The following is a 19,450-nucleotide window of genomic DNA, read 5'->3' as shown; positions in this document are numbered from 1 at the left end:
CCCGGGCCGCTATTCGCCCGGCGTGTCCCTTTCGGGGACTGACTGCTTTCCGACACTCTCGCACACGCCGCCCTTTCGGATGAATTTCCGAAGCGCCCGAGCGGAATCGGCGACGGCCGTTCTCGGTGACGTCCCCCCGCCCGAACCGTGACCGCCCCGACGCCGCGACCGAAGCGCGGATCACGGACCGTGAGCGGCCATGAGACACATCCCAGCCGACCTCGCGGAGGTACCGCCCGGGCGGTGCCACCGATAGACTTCCCCCTTATGAATACGCACCTCGGCCCCGAGATGGGCCCGCTGCTGTCCGGCATCGGCAGGCTGGCCGATTTCAAGTCGCTGGACGAGGCCGAGCTGCCGCGGCTGGCCGAGGAGCTCCGCGAATTCCTCGTCGACGCGGTCGCCCGGACCGGCGGCCACATCGGCCCCAACCTCGGCGTCGTCGAGCTGACCATGGCGATCCACCGGGTCTTCGACTCGCCGCACGACCAGATCGTCTTCGACACCGGCCACCAGTCGTACGTCCACAAGGCGCTCACCGGCCGGGCCGATCGGTTCGACGGACTGCGCCGCCGCGGCGGCCTCACCGGCTACCCCAGCCAGGCCGAGTCCCCGCACGACCTCGTCGAGAACTCCCACGCCTCCACCGCCCTGTCCTACGCCGACGGCCTCGCCAAGGCCCACGCCCTGTCCGGCTCCGACCGGCACGTCGTGGCGCTCGTCGGCGACGGCGCGCTCACCGGCGGCATGTGCTGGGAGGCCCTCAACAACATCGCCGCCCGCGACGACCTCAAACTCGTCATCGTCGTCAACGACAATGGCCGCTCCTACGCGCCCACCGTCGGCGGCCTCGCCAAGCGCCTCGCGGGCCTGCGCCTCAATCCCGGCTACGAGCCCGCGCTCAAGAAGATCCAGGAGCTCGTCGAACGCATCCCCGTGTTCGGCCGCGCCGCCTACGCGGGCCTCCACGCCGCCAAGACCGGCCTCAAGGACGCCCTCGCCCCGCAGGGCATGTTCTCCGATCTGGGCATCAAGTACGTCGGCCCCGTCGACGGCCACCACATCGGCGAGCTCACCGAGGCCCTCGACCGCGCGAAGCGCTTCGGCGGTCCCGTGATCGTCCACGCCCTCACCGAGAAGGGCCGCGGCTGGGCCCCCGCCCGCGCCGACGAGGCCGAGCAGATGCACGCCCCCTCGGCCGCGTTCGACCCGATCACCGGCGAGCCCGTCACCGCCTCCAAGCGCCGCTGGACCGGCGTCTTCGCCGACGAGCTCGTCGCGCAGGCGAACCTGCGGCCCGAGGTCGTCGCGATCACCGCCGCCATGCCCGGGCCCACCGGCGTCGACAAGCTCATGAAGCGCCATCCCGAGCGGGTCTTCGACGTCGGCATCGCCGAGCAGCACGCGGTCACCTCCGCGGCCGGCCTCGCCATGAACGGCATGCACCCGGTCGTGGCCGTCTACTCCACGTTCATGAACCGCGCGTTCGACCAGACCGTCCTCGACGTCGCCATGCACCGCCTGCCGGTGACGTTCGTGCTCGACCGCGCCGGCATCACCGGCCCCGACGGACCGAGCCACTACGGCATCTGGGACACCTCGATCTTCCGCGTCGTCCCCGGCCTGCGGATCGCCGCCCCGCGCGACGCCGCGTCCCTCCGCGAGGAGTTCGCCGAGGCGCTCGCGGTCGACGACGGCCCGACGATGCTCCGCTTCCCCACGGGGGCGGTCCCCGAGGCCGACATCGAGGCCGTCGACGTCAATGAAGGACTCGACGTGCTCGTCAAGCACGAGGACGACGAGCTGCTCATCGTCGCCTGCGGCGCCTTCGCCGCCACCGCGGTCCAGGTCGCCTCGCTCCTCGTCGAGCGGGGCATCCGCGCCACGGTCGTCGACCCGCGCTGGATCTCGCCGGTGCCGGACGCGCTCGTGAAGCTCGCGGGCCAGTACCCGCTCGTGGCCACAGTGGAGGACGGCATCCGCACCGGCGGGTTCGGCGACGCGCTGGCGCAGTCCCTGCGCGACGCGGGCGAGGAGGTGCCGCTGATCGACTTCGGCGTCGAACGCGGCTGGCATCCGCACGGGACCCGCGCCCAGCTCCTCGCCGACCTGGGGCTCACCCCCGAGGCGATCGCCGAGCGCCTGGCGGCCGAAGTCCACCGCCGCGGCGAAGCGGAAGCGCACCACCACTAGGGACCGTCAATCGTCCCGGCGATTCGGCATCCGTGCCCGCTCGCAGGCGGACGGCCCTCCCGTACCGGTACGGCATCGGGGGGACGGACGACGCAGCGGCGGCCGTGACGAGACGGCCGACCGGAAAGCGGCCGTCACGCGTGCTTCGGCCCCGACGCCTGCGCGGGACCACCGGTCGCCGCCGCTCGTCCGCGGTCCGGACACAGCGGCGCGGCGGGCCCTGTAGGACCCGCCGCGCCCGGTGCTGTCGGTAAGACGCCGCGAAGGCCTCGTTCGGTTGCCTACCGCATCGATTTCAAACCGTCGCGCAGTCGGGCCAGGTCGCGGCGGCGCTTCTCGAAGGTCGCGCCCGCGCCGATGAGGATCACGCCGCCGATCGCGGGCGGGATCCACACCGGGATGTGATCCCACACCAGTGCCAGCTCGTTGATCGTCAGGACCGCCAGCGCGATCGAGCCGAGCACGAGCGGAGCCTGCCAGCGGCGCTGGAGTCCGGCGATGATCACCACGACGGCGGCCGCGCCGACGCCGACGCGCCGGGCCACGTCGCCGTCGCCGAGCGCCATGAGCAGGCTCGGTCCGATGCCGACGAGGATCGGCAGCGCCAGCGTCGACCACGAGCCGACCTCGGGTCGCCGATCCAGCCGCCACAGGCCGATCAGGAACAGGATGGCCGCCGTCGGCGCGGTGTAGCACTCCAGCGTGGCGATGTTGAGCGCGGCCAGCAGCGACCACCAGCCCACGGTGCCGGTGCACAGGGCCGCGATCGTGTACCCCCACTTGCGGACCGGGGCCATGAGCGCCGCGCCCGCGAGCGCCAGGGTGTAGATCCCGAACTGGACGGGGAGGAACAGCTTCACGTCCGAGTCCATCAGGGTCGCGGAGAAGAAGTCGTCCAGGCCGCCGACCACGATCGCGAGCCCTGCGAGGACGTGGGCGAGGATGGCGGCGAGCACCCGGTCGGGGCGGGTGCGGCGCGGCGCGCCCGCGGCGATGACGAGCATCGCGGCGGCGGTGACGGTGAGCCACAGCGGGATCCAGCCCGGGCCGGGGTCGAGGGTGTCGCTCTCGGAGGCCGCGGCTCCGGCGATCGGGGCCCACACCGCGAGCGCCGCCCAGCCCGAGCAGCGCCCGGCGACCGTGCCCGAGAACAGGGCCGACGTCAGGGCGATGAGGCCGCAGACGATGAAGGCGATCGTGGGGACCGCGTCGTACCGGGTCGGGTCCTCGCTCCACAGGCGGACCGCCGACGATTCGACGGCGAACGCGACGGCCAGCGCGGCCGCGTTGACCCGGTATTTCCGGGGGAGCAGGAGCGACGCGAACGCGAAGGCCACGAGGACGACCGGGACTTCGAGGGCGAGGCGCCACCCGAGGTCGCGGGCGAACAGGGCCACGAGGCCGCCGAGCGCCGTGAAGGCCGCGACGACGGCGGTGCCGATGCCGACCACATAGGACGCGTGCCGCAGGGCCGTGCCGAGCGGTGCGGCGCAGAGCGGCGCGACCAGGCGGGCGGCGAGGAACACGACGAAGTAGGCGCTGAGGTCGGGCGCGTCGAAGGTGACCGCGGCGAACGCGGCGAGGGCGGTGAGCGCGGCGGTGGCGGCCGTGGTGAGCGGCCACGTGTCCTTCTCCCGCGGCAGGAGGGCGGGCGGGACGGCCGCCGCGGCCAGCGCGAGCGAGGGGAGGATGAGCTCGGAGGAGTCGGCCCGGATCGCGAGGATCCACGCGCACAGCACGAGCGAGCCGCTGGCGGAGGCGGCGACGAGCATCGTGGTGAGGGAGACGCCGAGGCGGCGGGCGAGGTGGGCGCCGACCAGGTTGGCGGCGGCCAGGAGTGCGACGGCGGCGGCCGCGGGCGGGACCACGGGGTCGGCGAGCCCGAAGGCCGCGCGCAGACCCGCGGAGCAGGCGGCGACGACCGCGGCGCAGGTGAGGAACCGCGAGGCCCACAGGTCTGAGCGTCCGTAGCGGCCCGGGTGCCGGCCGGTGATCCAGGCGGCGGCGCCCAGGGCCGCGGCGATCGCGAGCACGAGGGGGACGGCCGTGCCGAGGGGGCCGGCGGCGGCGAACCCGGCGCCGACCGCGGCGAGCGGGAGCATGGCCCAGCCGGTCGCGGCGAGGCGGCCCAGGGCGCGGTAGCCGACGAGGACCACGAGGACCCCGCCGGTCCACGCGCCGACGGTGTCGGGCCCGAAGTCGGCGCCCGGCGGCCGGTACAGGTAGTAGCCCGCGAGGGTCGTGCACCACAGGGCGAGCGCGCCGAGGGCCGCGAAGGTCTCGGCGGTGGCCCAGAGGCGGTTGCGCTTGAACGCGAAGGGGATCGCCAGGAGCAGGACGGTGACGCCGCCGAGGACGGCGGCTCGGCCTTCGTTGCCCATGTTGCGCCACGCGACGGCGGTGAAGATGATGAGCGCGGCGGCGACGAGGAGGCCGCCGAGGCTCAGGAGCACGGTCTGGACGGTCTTGGAGCCGACTTCGCCGCGTTCGCGCGGCCGGAGGAACGCGCCGGCGGGCGGCGTGCGCGGCGGTTGCGGGTACGGGTACGGGACGGCTTGGGGCGCGCCGGCCTGTGGGGCGGCCTGTGCTTGGGGGACGCCGCCGGCCGGGGTGCCGGGGGCGTACGGAGCGGGCGCTCCAGGCGTGTGGGCGGCCGGCGGTCCGGCGGGCGTCGCGGTCGGCGAGGAGCGGGGCGGGCTCGTGAGCGACTGCGTGGTGTCGGTGTCGGTCGACGCCGGCGGGGTCCGAGTGGGGCCCGGTCCGGTGGCGCGGGCGTGCCGTTCGGCCTCGGCGAGGTAGCGGGCCGCGACTTCGGTGAGGCCTTCGAGCACCTCGCGGCGTTCGGCTTCGACCGCGGCGCGGCTCTGGAGGGTGGCGGGCATCGTGGCGAGGACGGCGTCGAGTTCGCCGAGCCGCGACAGCAGCGGCTCGGGCCCGCGGCCGCAGTAAGGGCACCGCTCGGCCGTGGAAGGGCTGCCGCAACGGGGGCAGTTGTAGGTGGTCATGTGCACAGTGTGGGGGCCCTGTCAAATACGGGATCGGGCAAAACGGGCGCGCTTTGTACGCGAATGACAAAGGAAGGCGTACGCGGCCTGAGCCTACAGGCCGAAATGTTGAAGGATTCCTCTAAACGGACCGGAGTCCGAAGGGCGGTTCGCCGGACGCTCGCTCGGCGAATGGGCCGCTTCCTCGCGGCGAACGCGAAGGCCCGGCCGTCCCCAGGGAACCTCGGGGCGGCCGGGCCGGTTCACTGGGCGATCGCCGTCAGCGCATCGCCTTGACCGATCGGCTCAGTCGCGACAGGTCGCGGCGGCGCTGCTCCAAGGCCGCGCCCGCGGCGATGAGGATCGCGCCGCCCACCGACGGCGGCGCCCATTTCGGCACCGCGCTCCACCCCGACGGGATCTCGTTGACCGCCAAGACCGCGAGCACCAGCGGCGCCTGCCGGCGGCGGTTCGCCGCTAGCAGCACCGCCGCAGCGGCCGCGCCGACCGCCGCCCCGGCTTGCATCGGGCCGACCCACGCCTCTACCGGTGAGGGAGCCCGGGCAGGTGCGCGATCGCCCGCCGGCGGATCCCCGCGCGTGTCGGCTTCGGCCGCCGGACCGGCGTCCGCGTCGAGGCGGTGATCATCATGAGTGCGCAGCCCGGCATGCGCCGGTCCGTCCGCGTCCGAACCGGCCCGGGCCCACGGTCCGCCGGCGGACGTGGGAACGGGGCCCGGCGCCTTCGCAGTAGCGGCCGGACCCCGTTCCGTCGGGAGGAGGAATCAGTCTCAGCTCGCGGCCTCATAGGCGGCGATGATGTCCCAGGCGAGGCCTTCCCACTGGGCGTAGTAGTCGGGGTACGCCGAGATCTGGACGGCCTGCGCGGCGGCGGCGATGGACATGCCCTCCCAGCCGTCGACGTCGGCCAGGGTGTTGTAGAACTTGCTCGCGGAGGTGGCGGGGTCCATCAGCTCCTCGACCGAGCCCCATCCCATCGAGGTGCGCTGCTGGAACAGGCCGACCGAGTCGTGGTCGGAGTAGCTGACCTCGGAGTCGGTGTACTCGAAGCTCTCCGGGACCGCCTCGGACGCGGCGTTGTAGAGCTTCGCCTCCTGCATCGCGGTGGCGAGAGCGACGGCCCAGCCGTTCTCGTCGAAGCCCAGCTCCTTGCCGGTCTCGATGATGGTGACCGCGTTCGCCTCCTGCTCGTCGTCGAGGTCCGCGACGTCGATGTCCACCGGTCCGGCGGGCTCCTTCGCGGGCGCGGGCGCCGCTTCGGCGGGCGCCTCCGAGGTCGCCGCCTCGGTCGGGGCCTCGGTGGCCGCCTCGCTCGTGGCGGCCGGCTCGTCGGTCTGGGGGGCGGCCTCGGCGGTCGGCTCGGGAGCCGGATCGTCGGCGTTGCTGATGGCCCACGCGGCGGTCGCGCCGGTGCCGGTGAAGACGGCCGCCGCGACGCCGATGACGGCGAAGCGACGGACGCGGTGGTGCTCGTGGGGGCCTGCGAAGAGTCGGCTCGACCGCTGGGAGATCACGGCCGCGGCGCTCCGGACCCGGCCGGTCACGCCTTCGATGATGCTGCGAATATGCACCGGGCAACCGTAAGGAACCGAAAGCGCAGGTCAAACCGCCTTGCCGGCGCGTTCTCCAGGCGCGGGGCGGGGTTCCCTACTCGCAAGTAGCAACCGCGGCAAATGCCCGATAGCGACCCTATCCGGAGCGGTGCCCGAGGGCGTCCGCGCTGCCGCCCCCACGCCTCCGGACACGGGACGAGCCCGGCCTCGTCCTTTCGGGCGAGACCGGGCTCGGGTCAAAGATAATGTGACCGCTGACACTAACTCGGAGTTTGGAACGGTTTACCGGACACACTGGCCGAGATCCCCGCCCGGTCCAGGTACGGCGTCAGCCCGCCGAGCCAGAACGGGAAGCCCGCGCCCAGGATCATCGCCAGGTCGATCTGCTTCGGCGACGGCACGACGCCCTCGTCGAGCATGAACTGGACCTCCTCGGCCAGGCCGCGCAGCACCCGCTGCTTGACCTCCTCGGCCGACGCCGGCTGGTTCCCCAGCTCTATCAGCGACTTCGCCTCCTCGGTGAGCCGCCCCTTGCCCTTCGCCGAGGCGTCGAACACCGGGAACTCCGCCTCGGCCATGCGCCGCAGGTTCTCCGACGCCGGGAACCGCGGACCCAGGTCCTCGTTCAGGTGCTGGCACAGGTGCCACGCCACCTGGAGCCCCACGAGCTCCAGCAGCGCGAACGGCCGCATCGGCAGCCCCAGGTCGTCGAGCGCCACATCCGCGACCTCCACGGGCGTGCCCGCGTCCACCGCGCCGGTGACCTCCGCGAGCATCCGGCCCAGCAGCCGGTTCACGATGAACGCCGGGCGGTCGGCCGAGCCCACCGCGGTCTTCTTCAGCTTCTTCGCCACCGCGTACGCCGTCGCCAGCGTCGCCTGGTCGGTCTGCTCGGTCGCGATGACCTCCACCAGCGGCATCACGGCCACCGGGTTGAAGAAGTGCATCCCCACCAGGCGCTCGGGGTGCGCCAGCTGCGAGCCCATCGCCGTGATCGACAGCCCCGAGGTGTTGGTGACCAGCAGGCACTCCGGAGCGACGATCGACTCGACCTCGGCGAACACCGCCTGCTTGACCTTCAGCTCCTCGAAGACCGCCTCGATCACCAGGTCGCAGTCGGCGTACACCGACTTGTCCGAGCTGGCCGAGACGAGCGCCCGCAACCGCGCGGCCTTGAGCTTCGACGCCCGGCCCTTCGCTTCGAGCTTGTCGATCTCCGCCCGCACGTACGCCAGGCCGCGCTGCGCCCGCTCCTCGTCGAGGTCGGTCATCACCACGGGCACTTCGAGGCGGCGCGCGAACATGAGCGCGATCTGCCCGGCCATGAGCCCGGCCCCGACCACGCCGACCTTGCCGATGTCCTTCGCCAGGCTCGGGCTCGGCGCGCCCTCAGGACGCTTCGCGAGGGACCGGACCAGGTTGAACGCGTAGATCGACGCCTGGAACTGCGGCCCGGCCTCCAGATCGGCGAGCGCCTCGTCCTCGGCGAGGGACCCCTCCTCGAAGCTGGCGTGCTGCGCCAGCTCCAGCAGGTCCAGGGCCCGCACGGCCGCGGCGGAGGCGTTGTGGACCTTCTCGTTCACCAGCTCGCGGGCCCCGGCGATGACCATCGGCCACACCGACCGGTCGACCTCGGGGCGCTCGACGGTGATCGCGCCGGTCGCCACCTGGACGGCCCACTCGAGCGACTCCTCCAGGAAGTCCGCCGCGTCGAACTGCACGTCCGCGATGCCCATCGGCACCAGGTCGGTGCCGCGCAGCATCTTGTTCTGGTTCAACGGGTTGCCGACGATGACCTGCGCGGCCTTCTCGACGCCGATGAGGTTCGGGAGGATCTGCGAGCCGCCCCAACCGGGGATGAGCCCGATCGAGACCTCCGGCAGGCCCAGGCCCATCGCGCTGGTCGAGACGGTGCGGTAGTGGCAGTGGAGCGCGAGCTCGAAACCGCCGCCGAGCGCGGTGCCGTTGACGAACGCGAACGTGGGGACCGCTGAGTCCTTGAGCCGCTTGTAGACGGCGTGCCCGGCCTGGGCGAGCTGCAGGCCCTGCTCGCGGCTCTCCAGCTTCGGCATGAGCTTGACGTCCGCGCCGGCCAGGAAGATGAACGGCTTCCCGGTGACGGCGACGAGCTTCACGTCCTCGGCGGCCTCGACCTCGTCCAGTGCGCGCCACAGGTTCTTGAGCCCGGCGGGCCCGAACGAGTTGGGCTTGGTGTGGTCGAAGCCGTTGTCGAGCGTGATGAGCGCCGCGCGTCCGCCGAGCCCGCGGGGCTCCAGGTAGCGGACGTGGGCCTCGGTGACGACCTCTTCGTCGAAGTCGGGAAGGTCGAGCGGCGTCGCGTACATTAGTTCGCCCCCTTGAAGTTCGGGTTCTCCCAGATGACCGTGCCGCCCTGGCCGAGGCCGACGCACATGGTGGTGATGCCGTAGCGCACCTCGGGGTGCGCGGCGAACTCGCGGGCGAGCTGCGTCATGAGGCGGACGCCCGAGGAGGCCAGCGGGTGGCCCATGGCGATCGCGCCGCCCCACGGGTTCACGCGCGGGTCGTCGTCGGCGATCTTGAAGTGGTCGAGGAACGCCAGCACCTGGACGGCGAAGGCCTCGTTGATCTCGATCAGGCCGATGTCCTCGATGGACAGTCCGGCGCGCGAGAGCGCCTTCTCGGTGGCGGGGATCGGCCCCACGCCCATCGTCTCGGGGTCGACGCCCGCGAAGGCGAAGCCGACCATCTTCATGGCGACGGGCAGGCCCAGTTCGGCGGCGGTCTCGGCGTCGGCGACCAGGCACGCGGTGGCGCCGTCGGTCAGCGGCGCCGCGGTGCCGGCGGTGACGCGCCCGTGCGGGCGGAACGGGGTCCGCAGCGAGGCCAGCCCTTCGAGCGTGGTCCCGGGCCGCGGCAGCTCGTCGGCCGTGGCGACGGTCCAGCCCTCGTCGGTCGAGCGCGCGGCCATCGAGGTGATGTCGGCGCTGAGCCGCTCGATCGCGGCGGCGTAGCGCTGCTGGGTGCCCACGGCGTAGGCGTCGGCGCGCTCTTTGGTGATCGTCGGGAACAGGTCGTGCAGGTTCTCGGCGGTGTTGCCCATCTGGAGCGCCTCGGGGTCGACCAGCCGCTCGGCGACGATGCGCGGGTTGGGGTCGACGCCCTCGCCCATGGGGTGGTTCGACATCGACTCGACGCCCCCGGCGATGGCGACGTCGTACTGCCGGGCGGCGATCGCGGCGGACACGCTGGTGACCGCGGTCATCGCGCCCGCGCACATGCGGTCGATCGAGTAGCCCGGGACCGACCGGGGCAACCCGGCCAGGATCGCGGCGGTGCGGCCGAGGGTGAGGCCCTGGTCGCCGATCTGCGTCGTGGCCGCGAGGGCCACCTCGTCGACGCGTTCAGGCGGCAGCGCCGGGTTGCGGCGCAACAGCGACCTGATGCAGCGGATGATCATGTCGTCGGCGCGGGTCTCTTCGAAGAGTTTCCCCGCCTTGCCGAACGGGGTTCGTACCCCGTCGACGAAGACGACATCGCGGATGGTGTCGTTCACGCCAGCCCCTCCTTTGGGTATGCAACGTCACAGACGATGTTACTCGCTAGTAAGATCGAAGTCACGGCCCCACCCAGCCTAGAGGGAACCGGCCGGTGAGCGCGGCGTCAATGCAGGTCCCGGACTTCAGATCAGGTCGGCGGCGACGCGGCGAGCGAGCTGCCGCCAGTCGCTGCGGCGTAGGCCGGGCGGGCGCTGTTTCCCGCTCGGCGGCGTCAGGTCCGGAAATCCGTTTCTCGCCGAAGGCGTGTCGCTTCCGCGCATTCGTTGATATCATCGATATCGTCAGGAGGCGACAACGATGACTGAAGCGACCCGGGCGGTCTACCTCAGGGGCCTCGATCCGGACACCTACAAGTGGCTCAAGGTCCGAGCCGCCCAGCACGAGCGCTCCATGCAGGCGGAGCTGCGAGCGATGATCCTCGAGATCAAGCAGGCCGACGAGTCCGCCGACAACTCGCTGGGGGCGGCGTTCCGTGCGGTCCTGAAGGACACCGGCGGCTTCGATGAATTGGAGATTCCTCCGCGATCCGAGATGCCTGAGCGGACGGTGGACTTCTCCGAATGATCATCCTCGATACCAACGTCGTCTCGGAATACCTCCGATCCCGCCCTGACGAACGGGTGAGGGAATGGTTCGACTCGGTGGATTCGGATCAAGTGGCGGTCACGACAGTCACCGTCGCCGAGCTTCGCTTTGGCGCCGCGCTCCTACCGCAAGGCGGCAGGCGCGTGGCGCTTGAACAGACGATCGACCGTCTCATCTCACGCGTCTTCACCGGCAAGATCGAGAGCTTCGATTTCGCTTCAACGGGCCCCTATGCCTCGCTTCGGGCGGAACGAAGGATGAGCGGGCGCCCGATTGCGTCCCAGGATGCGCAGATCGCGGCCATCTGCGTTTCGCGCCAAGCCGTCCTCGCCACCCGGAACATCAAGGACTTCGATGGGCTCGGTATCACCCTGATCAACCCCTGGGAGTACTGACCGGGCCCCGCCGGCGAACCACAAGGGCAACGGCATGACGGCCGTTGCCCTTTCGCGTTCCCTCAGCCCTTGAGGGCCTCGGTGAGGCCTTCCGCCAGGAGCTCGATCTGCCATTCCCTCGCGCCGTTCTCGGCCAGGACCCTGCGCACGTGCTCCTCGGTCACCCGCTTCGGCGGCTCCCACGCCAGGCCGCGCACCAGCGCTGGGGCGATCAGGTTCTCCGCCGGCAGACGATGCTTCTCGGCCACCTCGGTGACCGCCGCGCGAGCGGCGGCGAGCCGCTCGGCCGCCACCGGGTCGCGGTCGGCCCAGCGGTGCGTCGCGGGCGGCCCGTCCTGCGGCGGCGTGGTCGACGGCAGTTCGTCGGCGGGCACCGTGCGCGCCTCGGCCAGCGCCGCGAGCCACAGCCGCGCGTTCGTGCGGCCGCCGCGCCGCCTGAAGCCCGGCAGGCTCATCAGCTCGGCGAAGTCGGTCGGATCAGCGGTCGCGGCCTCCACGATCGCCGCGTCCGGCAGCACTTTGCCCGGGGCTCGGTCGAGCTTGCGGGCCAGGTCGTCCCGGGCCTCCCACACCGCGCGCACCCGGCCGAGGGCCTTGGCGCCGCGGACCTTGTGGATGCCGCTGGTGCGCCGCCACGGTTCCCTGCGCGGCTTCGGCGGGCCCGCGAGGCGCACGTGCTCGAACTCGGCCTCCGCCCACGCGGACTTGCCCTGCTTCGCGAGTTCCGCGGCGAGCTTGTCGCGCAGTTCGATGAGCAGTTCCACGTCCAGGGCCGCGTACACCAGCCAATCGTGGGGGAGCGGCCGTGAGGACCAGTCGGCCGCCGAATGCTGCTTCTCCAGCCGGTAGCCCAGGAGCTGCTCGGTGATCGAGGCGAGCCCGACCTTCTCGAAGTCGCACAGCCGCGCCGCCAGCTCCGTGTCGAACAGCTTCGCCGGCCGCAGCTCCAGCTCCTCCAGGCACGGCAGGTCCTGGCTCGCGGCGTGCAGGATCCACTCCGGGCCCGTCAGCGCGCGGCGCAGCGGTTCGAGGTCCTCGATCGGGATCGGGTCGACCAGGATCGAGCCGGCGCCCTCTCGGCGCAGCTGGATGAGGTACGCCCGGCCCGAGTAGCGGAAGCCGGAGGCGCGCTCGGTGTCGATGGCGATGGGACCGGTCCCGGCCTCGAGTCGAGCGGCGACCTCGGCCAGTTCGGCGGAGGTCTGGATGAGCGGCGGCATGCCTTCACGCGGCTCGGTGAGGAGTTCGGCTTCGGCCTCGGGCTGGGGATCGGTCACCCGTTCACCGTACGGCCAGGTAACCGGGGTGCGCCACTGCCCCGCCGAGCCCGAGACCGATATCCACCCGATAGTGGCGTAATCGCCCTATTTGGTCTCCATGATGGACGTACCGATCCCGAGCGGCCCGCCACAGCCCGAACGCGAGTGCGGGGCACATCGCACTCCCGGCGCCGCGGCGGGAGTGCGGGCCACATCGCACTCGCCGCTGCGGACGACCGTGATGAAGGCGTGAAAAGATGGATTCGTGTCCAACGCAGCAGCAGCCGTTCCTTCCGTCTCCCCGTTCCTAGCGGCCTGCCGCGGCGAGGAGCCAAGCCGAACTCCCGTCTGGTTCATGCGCCAGGCCGGACGCTCCCTCCCCGAGTACAAGGAGGCCCGCGCGGGCACCTCGATGCTCGAGGCCTGCCGCACGCCGGAGATGGTCTGCGAGATCACCATGCAGCCCGTGCGCCGCTACGGCGTGGACGCCGCCGTCTTCTTCTCCGACATCGTCGTGCCCATCGCCGCCATCGGCGTGGACATCGAGATCGTCCCCGGCACCGGCCCCGTCGTCGCCGAGCCGTTCCGCACCGAGGCCGACGTCAAGCGCCTGCGCAACCTCGACCCCTGCGACGTCCCCTACATCACCGAGGCCATCGGCCTGCTCGCCAAGGAACTCGGCGACACCCCGCTCATCGGCTTCGCCGGGGCCCCGTTCACCCTCGCGTCATATCTCATCGAGGGCGGTCCCAGCCGCGACCACGCGAAGACCAAGGCCCTCATGCGGTCGCAGCCCGAGGTCTGGCACGGCATCGCCTCCCGCCTCGCCGCGATCTGCGGCGAGTTCCTGCGCATCCAGGTCGAGGCCGGCGCCAAGGCCGTGCAGCTCTTCGACTCCTGGGCCGGGGCCCTCTCCGAGGCCGACTACCGCCGCTTCGCGCTCCCGCACTCGACCGCCGCGCTCGCGGGCGTCGCCGAATCGGTGCCGCGCATCCACTTCGGCGTCGGCACCGGCCACCTGCTCGAAGCGATGACCGAGACCGGCGCCGAGGTCAGCGGCGTCGACTTCCGCATCCCGCTCGACCAGGCCGCGAAGCGCCTGCCGGACAAGGTCCTCCAAGGCAACCTCGACCCGGCCGCGATCCTCGCCGACGAGGCGCCGCTCCTGGCCGAGACCGACGCCGTGATCGAAGCCGGCAAGGCCGCCAAGGGCCACATCTTCAACCTCGGCCACGGCGTCCTGCCCGACTCCGACCCCGGGAAGCTCAAGCTCGTCGTCGACCGCGTGCACGAGGTCACCGCGCGATGAGCCCGATGACCCCGGCCCGCCTCACGGGCACGCCCGGCCGGACCCGGGTCCTCATCGTCGGCGGCGGCATCACCGGTCTCGCCGCCGCACACCGCCTGCGCGAACGCCTCGGCCCCGACGCCGAGATCATCGTCGCCGAGCAGTCCCCGCGCCTGGGCGGCAAGATCCACACCGTCGACTTCGCCGGGCGGCCGGTCGAGACCGGCGCCGAGTCGCTCCTGGCCGCGCGGCCCGAAGCGATCGACCTCGCCCGCAAGGTGGGCCTCGGCGACGCCCTCGTCTACCCGTCGGCCGCCAAACCCGGTCTGAGCCTCGGCGGCGAACTCGTCGACTTCCCCGCCGGCCACATGATGGGCATCCCCGGCGACCCCGCCGACGTGACCGCCGTCGCGAACGCCAAGGAACGGCCCGACAACGGCCTGCCGATCCTCGAACCCGGCGCTGACATGTCCGTCGGCGAACTCGTACGCTCGCGCCTCGGCGAGGAGGTGCTCGACCGGCTCGTCGCCCCGATGCTCGGCGGCGTCTACGCCGGCGACGTCGACCGGCTCTCCGTGCGCGCCGTGATGCCGCAGCTCGCCTCGGCCCTCGAACGCCACGTGCGCCTGACCGACGCGGTCGCCGAGGTCAAGCGGCCCGCCGAGGGCCCCCGCAAACCCGTGTTCGCCACCGTGGACGGCGGCCTCAGCCGGCTCGTCACCGCCACCTCCGCGTGCGCGCGCGCCGAGATCCGCCTCGGCATGACCGTCCGCGAACTGCGCCAGACGCCCTACGGCTGGGAGATCATCGCCGGACCCGTCCCCGATCCGATCAAGCTCACCGCCGACGCCGTGATCCTCGCCGTCCCCGCCTCGCCAGCGGCCCAGCTGCTCCGCGCCGTCGAACCCCAGGCCGCGGCCGCCCTCAGCGCCGTCGCCTACGCCTCGGTCGCCTTGGCCTCCTTCGCGTTCGACCGGCTCGACCTGCCCGAACGCTCGGGATTCCTCACCCCCGCCTCCGAAGGCAAGACCGTCAAGGCCGCCACCTTCGCGAGCAACAAATGGCCCCACCTGGGACGCCGCCGCCAGATCGTGCGCGTCTCCATGGGCCGCCTCGGCGAGGAGGCCCTGCTCCAGCACGACGACGCCGCCCTCGCCAAGACCGCTTTGCGCGAACTCGGCGAACACCTCGGCCGGCGCCTGCCCGAACCCGTCGAGCAGCGCGTCGACCGCTGGGGCGGTGCGCTCCCGCAGTACACGCCCGGCCACGGCGCCCGCGTCGCCGCCGCCCGCGAAGCGCTGGCGGAGCACCCCGGCATCGCGATCGCCGGCGCGGCCGTGGACGGGGTCGGCATCGCCGCCTGCATCGCCTCGGGGCGGCATGCCGCCGACCTCATCGCAGCACAGCTCACCCCAGACTCGAGATAAGAAGGGCCGCACCGTGACCGAGCAGCAGTCGCACAACCCGAACGCGCAGCGCATCCGGGAGTTGAACGACACCATCCGCTACACCCTCTGGTCGGTGTTCCGCGTCGAGGAGCACATGCCCTCGATCCGGCAGGACCTCGCCGCCGACACCGAGGCGTTCTTCGCGAAGCACTGCGGCGACCACGGCGTGACCGTGCGCGGCACCTACGACCTCACCGGCCTCCGCGCCGACGCCGACCTCATGGTCTGGTGGCACGCCGAGTCCTCCGACCGGCTCCAGAAGGCCTACGCCGACTTCCGCCGCTCGGCGCTCGGCCGCCACCTCGCTCCCGTGTGGTCCAACATGGCGCTGCACCGGCCCGCCGAGTTCAACCGCAGCCACATCCCGGCGTTCCTGGCCGACGAGGACCCGAAGGGCTACGTGTGCGTGTACCCGTTCGTGCGGTCCTACGACTGGTACCTGCTGCCCGACGAAGAGCGCCGCGACCTGCTGCGCGAGCACGGCCAGATGGCCCGCGACTACCCGGACGTGCGCGCCAACACCGTCGCGTCCTTCGCCCTCGGCGACTACGAGTGGATCCTCGCCTTCGAGGCCGACGAGCTGCACCGGATCGTGGACCTCATGCGCGAGCTGCGCGCCTCCCGGGCGCGGCTGTACGTGCGCGAGGAGATCCCGTTCTACACGGGCAAGCGCCGCAGCATCACCGACATCATCAACGACCTCCCGTGACGGGCGATGCGGGGCCCGCGGCGGGCTACGGCCTGCTGCTGATCGCCCAGGTCGGGTTCGTCGTCTTCGTGGTCCTGGCGTTCGCGTACGCGGTCCTCGTCGTGATGGCGGCGCTGGGACTGACGAGCTTCACGGCGTTCGAGCGCTTCCGCAGGCGCGGCGGGGAGGACCCCGGCGAAGGCGGGATCGATGACCTCTTCTGACTGGCTCTTCCCGCTGCTGCTGGTCGTCGTGTTCGCGCTCATGGCCGAGTCGGTGCGCCAGCTGCGGCGGCGGTGGCTGCTCGTGAAGGTCGAGGGCGTCTCGATGGAGCCGGCGCTGCACGACGGCCATGAGGTCCTCGCGAAGCGCACGCGCCGGATCGCCGTCGGCGACGTCGTGGTCGTCGCCGCCCCGGACCCCGGACTCGGCTGGGCCGAGGCCGATCGGGCCCCGTCGGTGCTGCGCGCGCGCCGCCGGTCGGCCCCGTCCGGGAAGCGCGCGAGCCGCGACCCGGACTCCTCGGCGGCTCCCGGGCGCGACGACGCGCCGTCGCCGTGGTGGATCAAGCGGGTCGCGGCAGGCCCGGGCGAACCGATGCCCGGCTCCGGCGATCCGGTGCCGCCCGGTCATTACTTCCTGCTGAGCGACAACCCGGCCGGCGAGGACTCCCGCCGCCACGGTCCGTGCCCGGCCGCGGCCGTCTTCGGCACCGTGATTCGCGAGTTTTAATCACGTATCGGGATTGTCGTACCTGGGCTGTAGACTTGTCGCTAGGGGTCCCTTAGGGGGGATATTTCGGTAATATCGCGACTCACGGCTTTCGACCACTCTTGAAACCCAGGACATCCTAAGTTCCGGGCCGTTCATCTCGGTATACGGGACGTGGCAGACTTGATCCATGCCAGCGCTTCGTTCACGCACTTCCACTCATGGCCGCCAGATGGCCGGCGCACGCGCGCTGTGGCGCGCCACCGGCATGACCGACTCCGATTTCGGCAAGCCGATCGTGGCCATCGCCAACTCCTACACGCAGTTCGTGCCCGGGCACGTGCACCTCAAGAACATGGGCGACATCGTCGCCGAGGCCATCGCCGAGGCCGGGGGCGTCTCCAAGGAGTTCCACACCATCGCCGTCGACGACGGCATCGCCATGGGCCACGGCGGGATGCTCTACTCCCTGCCCAGCCGCGAGATCATCGCCGACTCCGTCGAGTACATGGTCAACGCCCACTGCGCCGACGCGCTCGTGTGCATCTCCAACTGCGACAAGATCACCCCCGGCATGCTCATGGCCGCCCTGCGCCTGAACATCCCGGTCGTCTTCGTCTCCGGCGGCCCCATGGAGGCGGGGAAGACCGTCGACAAGGACGGGATCGTCACGCAGAAGCTCGACCTCATCGACCCGATGATCGCCGCCGCGAACGACGACGTCTCCGACGCCCAGCTGCTCAAGATGGAAGAGGCCGCCTGCCCCACCTGCGGCTCCTGCTCGGGCATGTTCACCGCGAACTCGATGAACTGCCTCACCGAGGCCATGGGCCTCTCGCTGCCGGGCAACGGCTCGACCCTCGCCACCCACGCCGCCCGCCGCGACCTCTTCTCCGAAGCCGGCCGCGTCGTCATGGACCTGGCGCGCCGCTACTACGAGCACGACGACGAGTCGGCCCTGCCGCGCAGCATCGCCACCCGCGAGGCGTTCGAGAACGCCATGGCGCTCGACGTCGCCATGGGCGGTTCCACGAACACGATCCTGCACCTGCTCGCCGCCGCCCGCGAGGCCGAGGTGGACTTCAACGTGGCCGACATCGACGCGATCTCGCGCCGCGTCCCGTGCCTGTCGAAGGTCGCCCCCAACTCGCCGAAGTACCACATGGAGGACGTCCACCGCGCCGGCGGCATCCCCGCCATCCTCGGCGAGCTCTACCGCGGCGGCCTGCTCAACGACACCGTCCACACGGTCCACTCGGCCTCGATGGCCGAATGGCTCGGCAAGTGGGACATCCGCGCCGAGAGCCCGTCCCCCGAGGCGATCGAGCTGTACCACGCCGCGCCGGGCAACGTCCGCACCACCGAGGCGTTCTCGACCGCGAACCGGTGGGCCAGCCTGGACACCGACGCCGAGGACGGCTGCATCCGCTCGGTCGAGCACGCCTACACCAAGGACGGCGGCCTGGCCGTCCTGTTCGGCAACCTCGCCGTCGACGGCTGCGTCGTCAAGGTCGCGGGCGTGCCCGAGGAGAACTGGACCTTCACCGGTCCGGCCCACGTCTTCGAGTCGCAAGAGGACGCGGTCCAGGGCATCCTCGACAAGTCCGTGAAGGAAGGCGACGTCGTCGTCATCCGCTACGAGGGCCCCAAGGGCGGCCCGGGCATGCAGGAGATGCTGTACCCGACTTCGTTCCTCAAAGGACGTGGACTGGGTCGCAAGTGCGCGCTCATCACCGACGGCCGCTTCTCCGGCGGCACCTCCGGCCTCTCGATCGGGCACGTCAGCCCCGAGGCCGCCGGCGGCGGCGTGATCGGCCTGGTCGAGAACGGCGACATCATCGAGATCGACATCCCCGGCCGCAGGCTGGAGCTGAAGGTCGACGACTCGGTCCTGGCCGAACGCCGCGTGGCCCAGGAGAAGCGCGAGCAGCCGTTCACTCCGGTGAACCGTGACCGCGTGGTCTCCCGCGCGCTCCGGGCGTACGCCGCGATGGCCACCCCGGCCAGCGACGGCGCGGTCCGCAAGGTCGACTAGCGAATCCGGATCGGCGGCGGGGTCCCCGAGGGGGCCCCGCCGCCGTCGCGTTGCGGGCAGAATGAACTCGCCCCTGCCCCCGAGCCCCCGGAGCAGCCCCATGACCCGTGTCAACCCTTGGTGGACCGGCGACCTCGGCCAGGCCCACGCCATCAACGACCTCGACGACGAGCTGGCCCGCCGCCTCTCGCTCGACCTGACCGTGCCGCTCCTGCGCTCGCGCCTCGACCGCCTCGAGTCCGGCCTGGCCGCCCCCGAGGCGGTCGTCCGCACGGTCCGCCGCCGCGGCCTGGCCGTCGAGATCACCCGCGAGGGCCACGACCCCGAGCAGGTCGACGCGATCGCGCGCCGCATCGACCTCGACTTCGAGCCGATCGGCCCGTCCAAGCCGGTCATCACGGGCTTCGCCGTCGCCCTCGGCGCGATCGCCCTGCTCTTCCTCGTCTTCGGACAGTGGTTCCTCGCGATCCTGTCCGGCCTGCTCGTGCTCGTCCCGCTCTACATCGACCGCAGCGGCCGCACCAAGGCCGCCGACGCGCAGGCGCGCCGCGACGACCAGCTCGCCCGGCTCCGGGCCGACCTCCTCCAGGCCCGCGAGGACGTCGAACGCCGGGAGCGCGAGGCGGCCGAGCTCGACACCGCTACGCGAGGCGCCCTCGAGCGCCTCCGCGAGGCCCCGCCCGCCGATCCCGGCCCCCCGCTCCACGGGCTCCGCTAGCCCGCGACCGGACCTCCGGCGCGGCATTTCCCGA

The 19,450-nt window shown here is 71.9% G+C and carries 16 protein-coding genes; 10 read left to right on the top strand and 6 right to left on the bottom strand.

Going from position 1 to position 19,450, the window contains the following annotated elements:
* Positions 1–267 precede the first annotated feature (267 nt).
* Positions 268–2,193 (top strand): 1-deoxy-D-xylulose-5-phosphate synthase, encoded by a 1,926-nt coding sequence (gene dxs / locus K3N28_RS17510; protein ID WP_228094041.1) that lies wholly within the window; start codon positions 268–270, stop codon positions 2,191–2,193.
* A 281-nt stretch (positions 2,194–2,474) separates the two neighbouring features.
* On the opposite strand, the gene K3N28_RS17505 is transcribed toward dxs, so the two are convergent.
* The 5 genes from K3N28_RS17505 to K3N28_RS17485 all read right to left on the bottom strand — a co-directional run bounded on the left by K3N28_RS17505 (position 2,475) and on the right by K3N28_RS17485 (position 10,285).
* Positions 2,475–5,198, bottom strand: a complete 2,724-nt coding sequence (locus K3N28_RS17505; protein WP_228094040.1) for an SCO7613 C-terminal domain-containing membrane protein — start codon at positions 5,196–5,198, stop codon at positions 2,475–2,477.
* Between the two features lie 259 nt (positions 5,199–5,457).
* Positions 5,458–5,838 (bottom strand): SCO7613 C-terminal domain-containing membrane protein, encoded by a 381-nt coding sequence (locus K3N28_RS23595; protein WP_374209819.1) that lies wholly within the window; start codon positions 5,836–5,838, stop codon positions 5,458–5,460.
* Between the two features lie 129 nt (positions 5,839–5,967).
* Positions 5,968–6,768: a hypothetical protein gene (locus K3N28_RS17495; RefSeq protein WP_228094038.1), complete on the bottom strand. Its 801-nt coding sequence runs from the start codon at positions 6,766–6,768 to the stop codon at positions 5,968–5,970.
* Positions 6,769–7,010: 242 nt separating this feature from the next.
* Positions 7,011–9,095 carry a 3-hydroxyacyl-CoA dehydrogenase NAD-binding domain-containing protein gene (locus tag K3N28_RS17490; RefSeq protein ID WP_228094037.1) on the bottom strand — a complete coding sequence of 695 codons (2,085 nt, stop codon included), beginning with the start codon at positions 9,093–9,095 and terminating at the stop codon, positions 7,011–7,013.
* Positions 9,095–10,285, bottom strand: a complete 1,191-nt coding sequence (locus K3N28_RS17485; protein WP_228094036.1) for a thiolase family protein — start codon at positions 10,283–10,285, stop codon at positions 9,095–9,097. The genes K3N28_RS17490 and K3N28_RS17485 overlap by 1 nt, the downstream gene beginning before the upstream one ends.
* A 301-nt stretch (positions 10,286–10,586) precedes the next feature.
* Between K3N28_RS17485 and K3N28_RS17480 the strand changes: the two genes are divergently transcribed.
* Complete coding sequence (locus K3N28_RS17480; RefSeq protein WP_228094035.1) at positions 10,587–10,853, top strand: hypothetical protein; 267 nt, start codon at positions 10,587–10,589, stop codon at positions 10,851–10,853.
* The gene (locus K3N28_RS17475) at positions 10,850–11,269 is read left to right on the top strand and encodes a type II toxin-antitoxin system VapC family toxin (protein ID WP_228094034.1); all 420 of its coding nucleotides are present in this window, start codon (positions 10,850–10,852) and stop codon (positions 11,267–11,269) included. Before K3N28_RS17480 ends, K3N28_RS17475 begins: the two co-directional genes overlap by 4 nt.
* Before the next feature lie 62 nt (positions 11,270–11,331).
* Here K3N28_RS17475 and K3N28_RS17470 read toward each other — a convergent pair whose 3' ends face one another.
* A complete protein-coding gene (locus tag K3N28_RS17470) occupies positions 11,332–12,546 on the bottom strand; it encodes a ribonuclease D (RefSeq protein ID WP_228094033.1) in 1,215 nt (404 codons plus the stop codon).
* A gap of 247 nt (positions 12,547–12,793) precedes the next feature.
* On the opposite strand from K3N28_RS17470, the gene hemE reads away from it, so the two are divergent.
* The 7 genes from hemE to K3N28_RS17435 all read left to right on the top strand — a co-directional run bounded on the left by hemE (position 12,794) and on the right by K3N28_RS17435 (position 19,416).
* A complete protein-coding gene (gene hemE, locus K3N28_RS17465) occupies positions 12,794–13,837 on the top strand; it encodes a uroporphyrinogen decarboxylase (protein WP_228094032.1) in 1,044 nt (347 codons plus the stop codon).
* The gene (gene hemG / locus K3N28_RS17460; protein ID WP_228094031.1) at positions 13,834–15,243 is read left to right on the top strand and encodes a protoporphyrinogen oxidase; all 1,410 of its coding nucleotides are present in this window, start codon (positions 13,834–13,836) and stop codon (positions 15,241–15,243) included. The genes hemE and hemG overlap by 4 nt, the downstream gene beginning before the upstream one ends.
* A 13-nt stretch (positions 15,244–15,256) precedes the next feature.
* Positions 15,257–15,973 (top strand): hydrogen peroxide-dependent heme synthase, encoded by a 717-nt coding sequence (gene hemQ / locus K3N28_RS17455; RefSeq protein WP_228094030.1) that lies wholly within the window; start codon positions 15,257–15,259, stop codon positions 15,971–15,973.
* A complete protein-coding gene (locus tag K3N28_RS17450) occupies positions 15,970–16,176 on the top strand; it encodes a hypothetical protein (RefSeq protein ID WP_228094029.1) in 207 nt (68 codons plus the stop codon). Before hemQ ends, K3N28_RS17450 begins: the two co-directional genes overlap by 4 nt.
* Positions 16,163–16,684 (top strand): S26 family signal peptidase, encoded by a 522-nt coding sequence (locus K3N28_RS17445; RefSeq protein ID WP_228094028.1) that lies wholly within the window; start codon positions 16,163–16,165, stop codon positions 16,682–16,684. The genes K3N28_RS17450 and K3N28_RS17445 overlap by 14 nt, the downstream gene beginning before the upstream one ends.
* Positions 16,685–16,853: 169 nt before the next feature.
* Positions 16,854–18,698 carry a dihydroxy-acid dehydratase gene (ilvD, locus tag K3N28_RS17440; RefSeq protein WP_228094027.1) on the top strand — a complete coding sequence of 615 codons (1,845 nt, stop codon included), beginning with the start codon at positions 16,854–16,856 and terminating at the stop codon, positions 18,696–18,698.
* A 100-nt stretch (positions 18,699–18,798) separates the two neighbouring features.
* Entirely contained in the window at positions 18,799–19,416 is a 618-nt protein-coding gene (locus tag K3N28_RS17435; RefSeq protein WP_228094026.1) for a hypothetical protein, read from the top strand.
* Positions 19,417–19,450: the final 34 nt, after the last annotated feature.

Source organism: Glycomyces sp. TRM65418 (assembly GCF_019710475.1).
In the GTDB taxonomy this organism is placed as follows: domain Bacteria; phylum Actinomycetota; class Actinomycetes; order Mycobacteriales; family Micromonosporaceae; genus Glycomyces.
Note: the sequence above shows the minus strand (reverse complement) of the source record. Positions and strands in the feature narration are given on the sequence as shown.